General features: G+C 36.0%; 11 protein-coding genes. 1 reads left to right on the top strand and 10 read right to left on the bottom strand.

The window, feature by feature from the left end:
* Positions 1-160 precede the first annotated feature (160 nt).
* A complete protein-coding gene (gene bcp / locus E0W73_RS00375) occupies positions 161-613 on the bottom strand; it encodes a thioredoxin-dependent thiol peroxidase (protein ID WP_135220106.1) in 453 nt (150 codons plus the stop codon).
* Positions 614-881: 268 nt separating this feature from the next.
* Here bcp and E0W73_RS00370 point away from each other — a divergent pair, with 268 nt between their 5' ends.
* Complete coding sequence (locus tag E0W73_RS00370) at positions 882-1,529, top strand: endonuclease III domain-containing protein (protein ID WP_135220105.1); 648 nt, start codon at positions 882-884, stop codon at positions 1,527-1,529.
* A gap of 74 nt (positions 1,530-1,603) precedes the next feature.
* Here E0W73_RS00370 and E0W73_RS00365 read toward each other — a convergent pair whose 3' ends face one another.
* The 9 genes from E0W73_RS00365 to E0W73_RS00330 all read right to left on the bottom strand — a co-directional run bounded on the left by E0W73_RS00365 (position 1,604) and on the right by E0W73_RS00330 (position 15,977).
* Positions 1,604-2,668, bottom strand: a complete 1,065-nt coding sequence (locus tag E0W73_RS00365; RefSeq protein ID WP_135220104.1) for a tetratricopeptide repeat protein — start codon at positions 2,666-2,668, stop codon at positions 1,604-1,606.
* Between the two features lie 549 nt (positions 2,669-3,217).
* Positions 3,218-3,361, bottom strand: coding sequence for a hypothetical protein (locus tag E0W73_RS21325; protein WP_162847640.1), 144 nt, complete (start codon positions 3,359-3,361; stop codon positions 3,218-3,220).
* A 49-nt stretch (positions 3,362-3,410) separates the two neighbouring features.
* A complete protein-coding gene (locus E0W73_RS00360; protein ID WP_135220103.1) occupies positions 3,411-3,995 on the bottom strand; it encodes an RNA polymerase sigma factor in 585 nt (194 codons plus the stop codon).
* Between the two features lie 306 nt (positions 3,996-4,301).
* On the bottom strand, positions 4,302-5,060 hold the full coding sequence (locus E0W73_RS00355) for a glycoside hydrolase family 16 protein (RefSeq protein ID WP_135220483.1): 759 nt from the start codon (positions 5,058-5,060) through the stop codon (positions 4,302-4,304).
* Positions 5,061-5,135: 75 nt separating this feature from the next.
* Positions 5,136-6,797 (bottom strand): family 16 glycosylhydrolase, encoded by a 1,662-nt coding sequence (locus tag E0W73_RS00350; protein ID WP_135220102.1) that lies wholly within the window; start codon positions 6,795-6,797, stop codon positions 5,136-5,138.
* Between the two features lie 12 nt (positions 6,798-6,809).
* Positions 6,810-8,420: a hypothetical protein gene (locus E0W73_RS00345; RefSeq protein WP_135220101.1), complete on the bottom strand. Its 1,611-nt coding sequence runs from the start codon at positions 8,418-8,420 to the stop codon at positions 6,810-6,812.
* Positions 8,421-8,432: 12 nt separating this feature from the next.
* Entirely contained in the window at positions 8,433-9,932 is a 1,500-nt protein-coding gene (locus E0W73_RS00340; RefSeq protein WP_135220100.1) for a RagB/SusD family nutrient uptake outer membrane protein, read from the bottom strand.
* 11 nt (positions 9,933-9,943) lie between these two features.
* The gene (locus tag E0W73_RS00335; protein WP_135220099.1) at positions 9,944-13,006 is read right to left on the bottom strand and encodes a SusC/RagA family TonB-linked outer membrane protein; all 3,063 of its coding nucleotides are present in this window, start codon (positions 13,004-13,006) and stop codon (positions 9,944-9,946) included.
* 241 nt (positions 13,007-13,247) lie between these two features.
* Positions 13,248-15,977, bottom strand: a complete 2,730-nt coding sequence (locus E0W73_RS00330) for a helix-turn-helix and ligand-binding sensor domain-containing protein (RefSeq protein WP_135220098.1) — start codon at positions 15,975-15,977, stop codon at positions 13,248-13,250.
* Positions 15,978-16,241: the final 264 nt, after the last annotated feature.

The following is a 16,241-nucleotide window of genomic DNA, read 5'->3' as shown; positions in this document are numbered from 1 at the left end:
AAGACATCCGCAAGTTTCGCAAAGTTTATATTGACCAAGCTTTGCGAACTTTGCATTTTTAAGTAAAAAAACAAAATCTAGCGTGCCTTGCGGTTAAACTACACAAGGATTTCAACCTGAAACCTGAAACTTGAAACTTGAAACTTGAAACAAAAAAGCTCTATTTCAAAATCTGCGAAGCATGTTCTTTTGTTTTTACTTTCTCAATAACCTCATCAATGATTCCTTTTTCGTCGATTACGAAAGTTGTTCTATGAATCCCGTCGTATTCTTTTCCCATAAACTTTTTTGGCCCCCAGACTCCAAAAGCGTTGATTACCGATTTATCCTCATCTGCAATCAAAGGAAATGGAAATTCGTATTTATCTTTAAATTTCGATTGAGCTTTCTGGCTATCAGCACTTACGCCTAAAAGCTCATAGTTATTGGCTTTAAAACGCTCAAAATTATCACGAAGATCACAAGCTTCTGCTGTGCACCCTGGAGTACTTGCTTTTGGATAAAAGAAAACTACTAACTTTTTTCCAGCATAATCAGCTAATTCGTGTTTTTTTCCATCCTGATCGGTCCCTGAAAAATTGGGCGCCTTATCTCCCATTTTTAATGTTGTCATATTTTATTTTAGATTTAGATTACATCAAAGATAACTCATTCCCCTTAACACTTTACTCATAACTTTTAACTCTCAGCTTTTTTTGCCCCGGATTGAAGTGAAAACCCCGAAATTATGGTGGTCGTTATTTTTTGCATTTAAAAAGCGACCAACGGAAGCTCTTTTAAATGCTTAAAAATAAAACCGCCATAATGAGGAGTTGAAACGGAAAGCCGGATTAGGCACATCATAAAAATTATAGTATTTTTACAGGGTTAAATCTACGTAAATGAATAAAGAAGCTCGTGTACAATTTGTCATCGATACCTTAAAAGAACTCTACCCTACTATCCCTGTTCCGCTAGACCATAAAGATCCTTATACACTCTTAATTGCTGTTTTGCTCTCTGCTCAATGCACAGATGTTCGCGTCAATCAAATAACGCCCTTGTTGTTTGCAAAAGCTGATAATCCTTACGATATGGTTAAGATGTCGGTAGAAGAGATTAAGGAAATCATACGTCCGTGCGGCTTGTCTCCAATGAAATCAAAAGGCATTTACGGCTTGTCTGAAATTCTGATTGAAAAGCACAATGGCGAGGTACCGCAGAGTTTTGAGGCTCTCGAAGCGCTTCCTGCGGTTGGGCATAAAACAGCAAGCGTCGTGATGTCGCAGGCTTTTGGAGTTCCCGCTTTTCCTGTTGATACCCATATCCACAGGCTAATGCACAGATGGAATTTATCAAACGGAAAAAGCGTCGCACAGACTGAAAAAGATGCTAAAAGACTATTTCCAAGAGAATTATGGAACGACCTTCATCTTCAGATTATCTGGTACGGACGAGAATATTCTCCCGCAAGAGGCTGGAGCTTAGAAAAAGATGTTATTACCAGAACTGTCGGCAAAAAATCACTCATTGAATCGATGAGCAAATAGTGATTCATAAAAAAAATCCGTTTACAAAGCCTGTAAACGGATTTTTTTATGAAAAAACTTAGGGCAAAATCAAATTACATTCCCGCTTTCAGGGCATTGTATTCACTTGTCATATCAAGAGAGCGGTAAACTCCTAAGAGTGTTTTGGTAGCGTCTGCATTTTTAGGCTCAATGGCTAGGGCTTTTTTAAGATACGGAATAGTGCTTCGTGCAATATCGTCTTTGCGGGCATTCAGTTTATCGTATTTCTGCATTTCTGAAGGAGAAGTTCCTAAAGACGAAATCTCATCCATTACATCTTTTTTGAGTTGCAATTTAAGATAAGCCATGCTTATGTATGCGTCAAGATAATCTGGATTTAGCTCAAAAACATAGTTATAAAGGGCTTCTGCTTTAGAATACTCTTTTTTCTCTACATAAGAATAGGCTAGATTATTATTAACCTCTAATTTTTTTGAAGGAACCGATTCTGTTCTTGGCTTTTCATAAAGCCCTTGCTGAATTGCAGATTCTCTTGCTTTTGGCGAAATAAAGATATCTTCTTCTTTGGTCTTCTTGTTTGTGGCATAGTACAAAACTCCTTTACCTGAGTAATTAAGTTTTTTTAGAGCTTCGTAATATTTGATAGCCGAATCAAAATCTTTCGCGTTTATCGACGAAGATGCGGCATTAAAAAGATTTAACGTATCTTTTTTATCAAACAGATATACTTTATAGCTTTTTTCTGCGCTTTCTTTGAATTTACCAGCATTAAAATCGGCCATTGCGCCGTTTACCAAGCTTGATTTCATTTCTTTTAAAGCGGCATTGGCTTTTACAGTAAATTTAAATTTGCCTGATTCGTTCTCATATAAAAATACATCCTGATAACATTGTGAAGCCATTGTAAAATTGTTGGCTGCGTCTATATTTTTTACAGCCAAGTCTTTTAAAACATTTCCTTTTAAAAAGAAATAATCGGATTTATCTTCGTTGGAAGCGTTGAGGATAAGATATTCTGTTTTATTTAAAAGCGCCAAAGATTCTTGGCTTTTTCCTTTATCAAATAGTGATTGCGCCTCTTTGATTTGGTCTTTTTGGGCAAATGCACCCATATTGACCAAAAACAGGCAAGCTAGCATTTTAATATTCTCTTTCATTTTTCGGTTAAGTTTTTGGTGTTAAATGATTTTCTGGTTTGTTGAGGCCTGGCGCAGCAAAATGATTTTAACATCATCATGAGCCATTGCGATTGTGGCAAAATATTCTCTGGTCCAGATATTTTCTGCGCAAATCAGATGTGTAGTAAACTTAACAGAATGAATTCGGGTAGTTTTTCTTCATAAATTATTGGTTATTGGTTAAACACTCTATTGTTTTTAATAAATTTTATTTTTAGTAATCAACTCGAGAAATAGCAAAAAAAAGTACAGTCAAAACGCATTCTTACTGCATAAAAAACTACTTTTTAACTAAAATAAGATTAATTATCAAATAAAAATAAAAAATCAAACAAAATATTAAATTTTAACAAAAAACAACCAAAAACAAAGTAATTTCCTTATAAAATTCTAAACATTAGTTCTTATGCCTAAGATTAATTCAAAAAAAAAACTCACTGCTTGTATTTGCATACTAGCAGTGAGTCTTTCAACCAAAAACGACCATTTTGGTTTTTTTGATAAACATCCGACAATATAGTGGGCTGTTTAATTAGCTATAATCTCAAAACTTTTTTCATTAACTTTCACTACCGTAAGGGCTTGTGAATAGTTTAATAAAAAAGAAACGACTTCTTTTTTGGGTTTAAGATCTTTAGAAGCTAATGCTTTTTTTGAGTAAATTTTCGCCATACTATCAAATGTTTTATAGTAGTATAACGGACTAATTATCAAAATAGTATTAGTTGGTTAAAATAATTTGATGTTTGTCTATTATTTTTCTCAAATTCATTAGTGCGTAGCGCATTCTCCCTAATGCAGTATTGATGCTTACGCCGGTAAGTTCTGAGATTTCTTTAAAACTCATATCCTGATACATACGCATAACCACAACTTCTTTCTGATCATCAGGAAGTTCTTCAATCAGTTTTTTTAGATCAAGCTCTACCTGATCTACAATCATTTTGCTTTCAATCGTAAGCGCATCATCAGACATTACAGAAAAAATCGAAAACTCTTCTGTTTCTCTGTACATCGGCATTTTTTTAGTTTTACGAAAATGATCGACGATTAAATTGTGCGAAATACGCATAACCCATGGAAGGAATTTGCCTTCTTCGTTATAAGAATTGCTTTTTAAAGTTTTGATTACTTTAATAAAAGTGTCTTGAAAAATATCATTTGAAATATCTCTATCAGCAATCTTCGAATATATAAATCCATATATCTTAGACTCATGCCTTTTTATTAATGTTGCCAGAGCAGCTTCGTTGCCGTCAACATAATTTTTTACTAATAGAGCGTCTGGAATATGCAGATCAGCCATAATACTACTTTTTAGTTTTATTTTAAAATTGGAGTAATTTTTATAAAAAGTAGTTTTATTATATAGGCGTTTCTTTTTTTGAGTTATGTTAATATTGTGACCAAATTTAACAAATATTTATTTTAAAAAGCAAATAAAATCAATAATAATTAGCAGTAAATCATTAATTAATAAAAAATAAACTTAAAATTTACATTGAAAATCAGGTCTTTGATGTTGATTGCTAGTAGAAAAAACAGATGTAATTAACTTACGTTCAACCTAAGCCCTTACATCTGTTAGTTTCTGAATTTAAATTACAAATTTTTATTGATATACGCGAACATAATCTATGTAATATTTTTGAGGCAATACTTTATCGTCTACATCCGGACCTCCAAAATTGCCTCCAATCGCCAAATTTAGTATAATGTAAAAAGGTTTGTCAAATGGCCAAGTGTTTTCGTTTTTCGTTTCTGGATTAAATGTGTAGACCAATTGTTTATCTACAAAAAAATCAATTTTGTCTTTGTCCCATTCAATTGCATAAACATGATACCCTTCTTCGATATTTGGAAAAGGAGTTCGTTTAGTATTGATGGTATTTCCGTGGCTATCTTGGGTATGAAGGGTTGTATAGACCATATGGGGGTCACGCCCTATATATTCTAAAATATCAATTTCACCTGTTTTCGGCCATTTTACCTCATCTATGTTGGCTCCCAACATCCAGAAAGCCGGCCACAAACCATGACCTACCGGCAGTTTGGCTTTTGCCTCGATTCTGCCATACAAAAATTCCTTTTTGCCTTTTGTGGTTATTTTTGTAGAGGTATATTTTTCACCTTCCTTACGAGCTTCGATAATTAATTTCCCGTCTTTAAATTCGTGGTTGTTTTTGGTATATATCTGTCTTTCATTATTTCCCCAGCCGCATAAATCTGGGCAGCCATCTCCTAATTCGTGGTTCCAAAACGATTCATTCAATGTTTTTTTATTAAAATTTTCTTCCCAAACCAGCTTTCGTTTTTGCTGTGCAATGCCCAGACTGCTGCTCAATAGTAGTAGTAAAATTATTTTTTTCATCATGCTAAAATTGCTAAATCAAGAAGGCCAGCCTAAACTGACCTTCTATCATTAAAATTACTAATTAAATCCAACCTATTGATAAACACGTACATAATCAATCTCCATTGTAGACTGAGTAAAGGCGCTATCAATATTACCTCCCATATTACCTCCCATAGCAATATTCAGAATTAAGAAAAAGTCGCTGTTAAAAGGTAAGGATCCATCGTTTTGAAGCGAATGGATTAATGTGTCGTCGACATAAATTTTGATAGATTCTGCACTCCAGATTGTTTTATACACATGAAATTCTGTCGATACATTTGGTATCGTTTTCGAAGCAGTATTTGCATTTCCTCCCGAACGCCCTGGGTAATGAAAAGTTCCATGTACTAAGTTCTGACTGTTTCCAACATGCTCCATGATATCAATTTCACCACAAGCAGGCCACTCTTTTACAGCATAATTCTGTCCAAGCATCCAGATTGCTGGCCAAGTTCCTCCGCCAGAAGGCAATTTGGCACGAACCTCAACTTTTCCATACGTAAAAGAATATTTTCCATCTGATTTTAATCTTGCCGATGAATAATCTGCACCGCCCGAAGCTTCTTTTTTGGCTGTGATTTTCAAGAATCCTCCCTGAACTACAATATTTGAGGCCAAATTGGTATAATTCTGTTTTTCATTATTACCCCATCCGTTATTGCCTCTTCCTAAATCATAGGTCCATTTTGTGGCATCAGGAGCTCCATCAGTATTAAATTCATCAGCCCATACTAAATTGGTATAGTCAGTACTCGGATTTTGGTTTGGAGGAGTCGTACTAAAAATATGATACCACGCCAATGCCGGATTACCGCCCATAACGGCTCTTACGACCATTCTTGTCGCTGTGATTGAAAGGATTTCGTAAGAACTTTGCCCGATGTAATAGCCCATAAAGCCACCGTCAGAGAAATTCATTGTAGTTCCTCTAGTTTGTTCAGCATGTTTAGGATTTGCCATTACAACAGATTCTGAAGGGCTTAACGAAACATTTTTAATACCTCCTGGATTATAAGCCACACACATATCTTCGGACAAGCTTGTACCCGCAACACTAGCAAAATCTTTATTGAAGAAAGTTGCGCCTCCATTATCTAATTGGAATTTCAACTGATCTCCGTCTAAAGAGAAAGTCAATACATTTTCGTATAAACAGCTGCTGTTTGGCGAAGCCGCTTTTTCAAAAGCTCCTGCTTGGTAATAGTTGGCATAGAAATTTTTCTCAGCATCTCCATCGTTTTGTCCTACGCCCAAATGCCCAGGTTCTCCAGCGGCCCAATACCATTTTTTTGAAGTTCCGCCCGTTAATAACTGAACTGCCTGATCATCGCTGAAATCACTCTGAACCTCAACGTCAATTGTTGTATTGGCAGACACACCTCCTCTACCAAAAGCAATTACTGTAACCGTATAGGTATTTACTCCCGTTTTAGTAAATCGTTTGGTGATTTTTCCGTTAGGAGCGTTATCAGAACTGCCGTCTGCATACACATATTTGTATGAAATTGCATTTTCTGCCGCTGCCGTAAACTTTACTGATCCTGAGCCGTCTCCGTAAGGAGCGTCGGCTGTTTTACCCACTATTTCGGCAGTTACCTTAAGTTCTGAAGGTGCGTCTATTGATCCGAATGTATAATCATCTTTTTGACAACCCGCCATCAAGAGAATCGTAAATAGGGATGCTATTTTTATAATTAATTTTCTGCTCATGATTTCTTGTTTTTAGTTGGATTGTTTTATGTCATCAAAATAATACGTTTCGCCCAATCCAGATTTTCCAAAATCCGGAAATAAGATCACTCTGTCGTATTTAATGCTTGCATTAAAAGAAGCTGCACTTGTAAGGTCGAATGTCAAGACTTCCCAAGCATTAGCAGTCGTGGTTAGCGCTTGCACTTCCATATTGACACTTGGATTTCCGTTTCCGTCTTTAGGAGAAGTCGAAAGTTCCATTTTATACAATATTGCCGCTCCTGCTTTTGGAGACCATACTGTCACTTTAATTTTAGTTCCTTTTGATCCATCGAATGGACTATCAAGGTTTAAACTTGCTCCAGCCCAAGTCTCTGCTCCTGACTTTTTATCCAATTTAACTACTTTATTAGAGACATTAATTCCCGTTTTATTAACATTCGCAACTACCGAAGCATCAACATTTCCGAATCCGCCCCAAGCATAATTTAGTGTTGTAGATTCAAAATCAATTGGCAGTGTAATGGCCTCAGCCGGAGTTTTATAGAAATAAATATTATCGATAAACACAGTTCCGCCCGCCCAAGGTGTTCCAACAAATTTTAGTTGGAATAAATCTGCTACTGTTAATCCTTGGCTTGTAAATGCAGAAATCGGAATATCAATACTCGTCCATTGATTTGCTGTTAAGTCTCTAACAACCGGTTTTTCTCCATTTGTTTTACTGATTAATGAAGTCTCGATTTTTTGCAAATCTGGCGTCCAAACATCCATATGGAAATACTCCATTCCAGAAACGTCAATTGTTACATTGTCTGCTAAAGCAATTCCTTGGTAGCTCAACTTGATATAATTCAACATTTTGTCTCCGTTTAAGTCAAATTCTGCCCAACTGCTTCCTTGCCCTGCTTGTCCCCAATCTGGGAAATAGTTTGTTCCGGCAACATTGGTATATTTAGTTCCGTAAATCGAAATCACATCTCCTGCCTGTCTGTTTGGAGGCGTTGGAGCAGATGATGAAGGAGCAACCACAAGTTTAGCCGTAACTTCCTGAATATGTTCTGTTGTTTTTATAGCCGCACTTTTTGAAACTACACGAATGGTATAAACACCCGCTTCCTGGTAAGTATATGAAACCGATTCACCGTTGTTTGCCGATACAGGATCAGGTTTTCCGGCTTCTCCAAAATAAACATCATAAAACAAGGCAAAATCTGCTGTAGCTTTCACAGTTATTTTTTTAGAAACCGATAAGTCATTTGTAACTATAACTTCAAGATTTTCAGGAGCTCTAAAAGAAACCACCACTTCTTTTTCTACTTCAGTAGTTTTACCGTTCAATCCCATCGCGATGATTTTTGACTTGTAAACTCCTTCCTTGTAAATATGAGAAACTGAAGAGCCTACACCAAAATAATCAGAATCTGGGCTTCCGTCACCATAGCTTATTTTGTATTGTGTTGCACCTTCGCCTTTTGGCAAAAAAGTAACTTTTCCTGTATTGTCCTGCGTTACAGTTATCAGAGCAGTAATGTTTTCAGGAGCGGCGATATTGTCCAAATCAACTTCGCCCGTATCGTTTGAGCAGGCTATTAAAAGCGCAAAAACGAAAATATGTATAATAAAATGTATCTTTTTCATAATTGATGTTTTTTAGTATCCTGGGTTTTGTGCCCAATTTCCGTTAGCAAACTGAATTTCTTCAATAGGAAGCGGAAATAATTCGTTCTTATTTGCTTTAAAACCCGGAATTTTTCCAGCAGCTTTACCAGTTCTTACCAAGTCAAAGAAACGATGACCTTCTCCTAAAAGCTCCACTCTTCTTTCATTCAGAATATCTTCTGTCAAAGTTGTTGAGACTGTTGTCACATCATGATTCATATCTCCAAAAGCACGTCTTCTTACTAAATTCAGGTATTCTTTTGCTTTTGTATCGCTTATACCGCCTCTATTGTAAGCTTCTGCCGCCATTAATAAAACATCAGCATAACGAATAGCTCTGTAATTGTTTGGATTTGTTAAGTTTAAATCACCTTGAGCCGCAGAACTTCTTTTTCTTGGAAGGTATTTTCTGTTGAAAAAGCCTGTATCTTCATTTCCTTTTCCGAACGTAACACCGTTTCCGTTGTCATAAGATGCATTAGCAAGCGCCCATGCGTTAATATCCAAAATAGCTACATCTTTACGTTTATCACCTGCTTCAAAAGCCGCAGCTGCTTCGGCAGTAGGAATATTAAAACTGTATCCTGAAGAAAAAAGAGGACCAGAATAATTTCTGATTCCGTTAAAACCAACTGCTACGTTCCCTTCACTACACTGAAGACATCCAAAACCTGCTCCCTCAACATCTGTATATTGTATTTCGAAAACAGATTCTGCTCCATTTTCACCTGCTTCTTCAAACATTGCATTGTAATCTGTTACCAAGCTGTATTTTCCTGATGTAATGACAGCATCAAGAGCTGTTGCGGCTTGGGCAAATTTTCCTTGAAACAAATAAGCTTTTCCTAACAAGGCAAGAGCAGCTCCTCTAGTGACTCTTCCTTTCTGAGATGCATCTGGAGATAGATTAGCAGCCGCAAAAGTCAAATCTGCTTCTATCGATGCATAGACATCTGCAACATAAGAGCGGCCGATAATTTTTTCATCCCCGATTTTAAATCTTGCATCTCCCTTCATTGGAATACCGCCGAACCATTTTACTAACTCAAACTGATAGTAAGCTCTTAAAAAACGAGCTTCAGCGATAATCTGGTTTTTTCCAGTAAAATCTGTTTTGTCTTTAAATTCTAAAATGTAATTAGCTCTTTGCACTCCGGCAAACATCCAATTCCAAATGTCTCTCAAATTGCTGTTTACTGGTGTATGAATCATATCGTCGATTTGCTGAAAACCGATTACATCTGTCGGGCTCTCGCCTCCGCAAAGTGTATTGTCTGAAGCAATTTCGCCCAAAAGCACATTCACATACGAAGACTGAAGCAAATCGTAAGCGGCTATCAAAGCATTGTCATATTCTTCTTTTGAATTGAAATAATTTTCGGAATCAATAGAATATTCTGGTTTAGGATCCACAAACTCGTCTGAACAAGAGATGCTCAAGGTCGAGAACAGTGTTAGCGTTATAATGGTGGTAAGGAAATATTTTTTCATTTTAACTCAAATTAAAAATTAATGTTTAAACCCAGCAAATACGTTCTAGGAATCGGATAAAAACCGTAATCGATTCCCGCTCCAATTGGAGACTGAGAAACGTTGTCGCGGTTACCCGGACCAAAAGATGCTCCAGGATCAAAACCTTTATACTTCGTAAACGTGTAAAGATTGTTTACTCCTGCATAAAGTCTCAATTTTGTAATTCCTACTTTTTGAGAAACATTGGAATTAAGTGTATATCCAAGCTGGATATTCTGAATTCTGACATACGAAGCATCTTCTATAAAATAATCTGAGAAAACATTGTTGGCTGTTGCGCCCGTTGTAACTCTTGGCGTTGTTGTAGAAGTTCCCTCGCCTGTCCATCTGTCTAAAACATAATCAAGGCGATTGGCATCCGAAAGTGTTCTTTCGTAGTTACGCGCCATATCATTTCCAATAGATGCAAATGTAAATACAGCAAAATCAAGTGCTTTGTAATTTAGCTGAATATTGAATCCCATTGTGGCATCTGGAATTGGTTTTCCGATATCTGTTCTGTCGTTAGAATTGATGACACCGTCTCCATTAACATCTACATAGCGGATATCCCCAGGCGCCGCATTGGCTCCTAATGCAATCTGAGAAGGATGCGCATCGATTTCTGCCTGATTCTGGAAAATTCCATCAGTTTTGTATCCATAGAAATAGCCTATTGGTTTCCCTACTTCCATTCTAGAAGGAGCTGGCTGACCTACACCAAAAGCACCACCTTCTATAAATCCTGTTCCGTTATTAACCTCTGTAACTTCATTTTTAAGCAAAGTCACATTGTAACCCACGCTTATATTGAAAGAATCTGAAAGTTTTTCTTTGTAATCAATAGCAAATTCAAATCCTGAATTCTTAACTGTTCCTGCATTTAAAGTCGGGGCGCTTGCTCCAGGAGCTCCTGTACCGTTTATTCCAGAAACTGGAATATTCGGAATCAATAAATCTTTTCTTTTGTCTACGAAATAATCGGCAACGATAGAAACTTTATCATTTAAAAGTTTTAAATCTAATCCGACATCAAATTTCTGTGCTTCTTCCCATTTCAAATCAGGATTTGGCACTTGACCCATTGCGACACCATTGCCCAATGTTCCGTTAAAAACATAGGTTGCTTCGCCATTAAGTAAACCCAAATAACCATAATTCGGAATCTGGTCGTTTCCTAAAGTACCATAACTCGCTCTGAATTTTAAGAAATTAATGAATTTAGGCTCTCCAAAAAAGCTTTCGTCAGAAACTACCCATCCGGCAGTAAAGGAAGGAAAATAACCCACTTTATTACCCGGACCGAATCTGGTAGAAGCGTCACGTCTTAACATGGCAGAAAGCAAATAACGGCCTTTGTAATCGTATTGAAGTCTTCCAAAATAAGAAAGTCTTCTTTGATCATACACATAAGAACTGTTGGTAAGTGTTTCTGAAATTCCTTTTGTTAACGAAATGTCGGCATTCTCCCAAGTATTATTCGGCACATCAAATCCAGTTGCCGAAAGTCCGTTACCCCATTGTTTGTAAATAGTGGTTCCAATAGTTCCCGTAATATTGTGGCTTTCAGCAATTTTTGCATTATAAGTCCCGAAAAGGTCAAATGAATAATCATTATCATTTACTGCTTTTTGTGTTACGGAACTTCTTTGAACATCAAATACTTTTCCGCCGTAACTGATTTGTTTTGAAAAATCTTTAGACTCGCTATTTGCGGTATTAAATCCAATAGAAGCTGACAAAGTAAATCCTTTAAAGATTTTATAATCTAAGCCAAAATTTCCATTCAGCTTTTTATAATTGTAGTCGTTGTAAGTATTCGCAATCTGCGCTAACGGATTGATAATCTCAGTTCCCAATCCAGTTGTGCTTGGCACCAAAGTGTAATTTCCATCTTCATCGTACGGCTTTAAAGTAGCTGGAACGTTTAACGCATTAAAAAGAACCGATCCTAAACCATTTTCATTTAAAGTATTTCTGGTAAAATAGGTGTAAATAACATTGGTTTTTAATTTGAATTTATCGCTCAAATCTGCTCCAAGAGCAATTCTGGCAGTATTTCTTAAAAAACCAGATTTGTCTCCTCCAACAATTCCTTCTTGATCTAAGTGAGAACCACTTATGGAATAGGTAATTTTTTCAGAACCTCCAGATATGGTAAGATCGTTATTAATAATCGGCGCCATTTGAAAAACTTCATCCTGCCAATTCGTTCCGTTTCCTAAACCATTCACATTTGGATAAGGCAATGCTCTTCCTCCATTTGCATAACTCTCATTCAATAAAAGTGCGTATTCTGTAGCTTTCAGAGTCGGAAGTTTACGTGAAGTTTCCTGAAAACCTGCATAGCTATTAAAAGAAACTCTGGTTTTTGAATTCTTTTTTCCCATTTTGGTAGTAACCAGAATAATACCGTTTGCTCCGATGGTTCCATAAATAGCGGCTTGCGCATCTTTAAGAACAGTAATGCTTTCTATATCATTAGGATTCAAAATCCCCAAATCTCCCACATAGCCATCAATAATAACGGTTGGTCTGTTTTCTCCATTTGTGGCAACACCACGAATACGGATGTCAAGTGGCGCACCCGGCGCACCAGATTGTGTAGTAACGTTAACACCGGAAATAGTTCCTTGAAGCGCCTGCTCAATTCTAGCTGGCTTTAAAACATCGATGGTTTTGCTGTCTAAAACTGCAACTGCTCCGGTTACCTCTCTTTTTTTCTGAGTTCCGTAACCAATAACCACTACTTCTTCAAGAGATTTTGCGTCCTCGCTTAGCTTAACAGTTATTCTGTTTCCAGAAACTGTTGCTTCTTGCGTTCGAAAACCAATGTAACTGAATACAAGGACTGTTCCGTTTGAAACATCCGTTAGTTTAAAAGATCCGTCAAAGTCAGTGGTTGTGCTTTTCGACGAAGTTTTAACTTTTACGTTTACCCCCGGTAACGCTAGACCTGAGGCGTCTAATACTGTTCCGCTCACATCAAGATTCTGCGCAAAGGCAAAAGATGTAAACAGCAACAGTACTGTTAGTAATAATCTAGATTTCATAATTAGTTAGTTTTTATTGAAGTCTAAAATTATTTTTTCTATTTAAGAATACTGCAAAATTAACCTCAACAAAAAACATACATCATAAAAAATAATCACTAAAATTTCATATATCACAAAAACAAGCCTTTAAAAACAAGAAAAGCCAAATGTTAATTTTATTAACGTTTTGAGTTAAAACATCGTTAAAAACAAAAATGTTGTGGTAATGTATAGGTGCATTCAGTCGATTTGCGGCAAACTATACAGTTAGAATATATTCGGTAAGACCATTTTCGTGCTTTAAATCCATCTTTTTTCTGAGGCGGTATCTTTTTATCTCAACACTTCTTACTGAAATGTTAAATAAAGGCGCAATCTCTTTTGAGGAAAGGTTTAAGCGCAGATAAGCACATAAGCGTAAATCGTTTGGTGTTAAGAGCGGATGTAATTGTTTTATTCGTTTCAGGAAATCTTTGTCGGCACTGTCAAAAGCTTCCTTAAAAATCTTCCAAGAATCTTCTTCACTGATATTATCGTTAATCGTCCTAATAACCGATTTGATATCTTTATTATCATCTTGAGAAGTTTTCTTCAAATCTTCTTTAATAATAGCCAGAAGTTCATTTTTGCTATTCAAGCTCATTGTCGAAACAGCCAATTCACGATTCTTATTATCGACATCCTGGGATAGTTGTTCATTTCGAAGCATCATCAGCTGACGTTCGTTTTCTAGTTCCTGAATTTCCAATAGCAAATTGTTTTCTTCGATCAATTTGGCTTCTTGTCTTCTATAAAAATTCTGATAAGCTCTATTTATAAAATAACCTGCCGTAATCATTAATAAAAAATAAATCAGCCACGCCAAATTCGTGAAATACCAAGGTTTTAAGACTACAAAAGAATAAACTGCCGTATTCTGCAGAATTGTGTTTGCATACCTCGCTCTTACCTTGAAAGTATATTTGCCTGGCGAAAGATTTTTAAAATTTATGGTCGCTTTGTTGCTCCATTCACTCCATTCGTTTTGGTAGCCTTCGAGCAGATATTGGTATTCAGAATTGATATATTTATTGTACTCTGGCACTGTATAGCTTAAAGTAATGTTATTTTGAGTAGATTTAAAACTGCCTTCGCTTTTAAGATCGACATTGTGCATACTTTCATTTTGCTTGTTTACAGCGATATCGGTAATCAAAACGCTATAATTCTTAAAACTTAAGTCGTCAATGTTTAAGGTATAATAACCATCTGTTGTACCTATTAGATAAGTAGATTTTGAAATCTGGGTAATATTTTCATAACCCAGCATCGAATTGGTGAGCGAAGACGGAATCGGAATGATATTCTGCTTCAGCTCACTGCTTAATTTGCTTGCAGAGAAATAATGGATATAGTTTTTAGAAAAAAGCCAGATTTTATTTGAATTGTCTACAATTAATTTGCCCGAAGTATATTCATCTTTTTCGAAAATAGAACTCAGTGTTTTGTCTTTTTCAAATTGTTTCGTCTGCTTGTTAAGCTTAAAAATCCCTCCTTTAAAAGCATAATAAATCGAATTATTGAATTTGGTCAAACTTGCATTATTTCCTTTTCGAGGTTCCTTATAGGTAAAATAACCATTGGTCTTTGTTAGTTCATGATTTGCTTTAAGCCTAAAAATACCTTTGTATTCATGACTTACATAAATACTCAGATCATCATCTATTTCAAAAAAACGTGAAGAATAGTCAAAGCCTTTGATCTTGTTTCGAAATACCCAATTTCCGTCTCTTTTTTCTAAAACCGAAAGACCATAATAATTCCCCTGTAAAAGCAGGTTTTTTGAATTTGGAACCGGCTCCAATTTCCATGTTCCTGAACCCGAAAATATATTTTTTGCCGTACTTCCATTTACGATAAAAGTCCCCGAATCATGTCCGCAGAAAACCATATTATCGTAAACAAATAAAGACCAAACCTGTCCTTTGGTACCGGTGATAAATTTAAAATCTTCATTGCTTTGCGTTTTTTTGCAAAATAACCCCTGATTGCTTCCAATATAAAGCATATCATTAAAAACAACAGAAGCATACACAGTTCCCAAGGCTCCCGTATCGTCGGTAAAACTGTGTACAGGAGATTGCACATTGATGCAATTTATTCCGTTATCCAAACCTGCCCATAAGTTTTGATCTTTATCTTCAAAAAGAGATAAAACAGTATTATTGCTCAAGCCTTTGCTTTGCGAAATATGATATTTGACTTTCCCTTTGTCCGATAATATGTAGACTCCGTTTGAAACCGTTCCTAAAGCAAAACTTCCGTCTTTTAGAATCTGACTACTATATACAAAACTCGATTTTAGGGCTTGGTCTGCATCTGTAGCAAAACGGCTTAAAGTATTTCCAATCAAAGTGTACATTCCGTCGAGCTGCGTCTGAATCAGTAAGCCTTCTGCAATCGGAAAAACATTTACAATCGTAAATTTCTTAAGTATCGGATGATTGGAAATCAATTTTGCCTTACCGCTTTCAATTTCAAAAAGACCTTCTTTGATGGTTTGAAAATAAATGGCATTTTTTGCGGCAAAAGATTTTATAACGCCATTTTTAGGAGCGACTATCTTGAATTTTCCCGTTTTGGTATCATAAATATAAATCCGGTTCAGGGACTGAAAAAGAACCCATTGATCATAGTGCAGAATATTCCAAAACTGCTCATCGTCAAGAATCTTATCTTTGATTTTGTCGCTGAGCGAAGTATATTTTAATTTTCCGGCCGCATTTCGCATCCAGTAGCCAAAATTCATATAACATCCAGTGTAAACTTTTGTTCCGATTACCTTCACAGAGCGAATTATCGTTTCATTTGGAGCTGGATATAATTGCCAATTAGTGCCGTTGTATTCTAAAAGTCCCTCATCATTGGCAAAATAAAGATAATTATGATCATCCTGCGAAATCATCCAATTCTGATTTCCCGCTCCGTAAGCGGCAGATGTATATTTCATAATAGGCGGAAACTCCTGTGAAAACAGCAGTAGTGAGAAAAAATAAAAAACGAAGGAAAATTTAGTTTTCAAAAATGGTCGTTGAATTAATTTAGTACTAAAACAGTCCTAAAATAATTCATTTTATAAAGAAAAAACAATTTTTTAATAAAAAATATGCCGATTCACAAATTGAAAAAGCTAGAAATCTCAATTGCGATTAATACAGCCAAAGGTTTAAATTAACCCGTTGGGTGTAATAAAAAATAAAAGCATTTTAACACA

This window comes from Flavobacterium foetidum, from assembly GCF_004634245.1.
Classification (GTDB): domain Bacteria; phylum Bacteroidota; class Bacteroidia; order Flavobacteriales; family Flavobacteriaceae; genus Flavobacterium; species Flavobacterium foetidum.
Note: the sequence above shows the minus strand (reverse complement) of the source record. Positions and strands in the feature narration are given on the sequence as shown.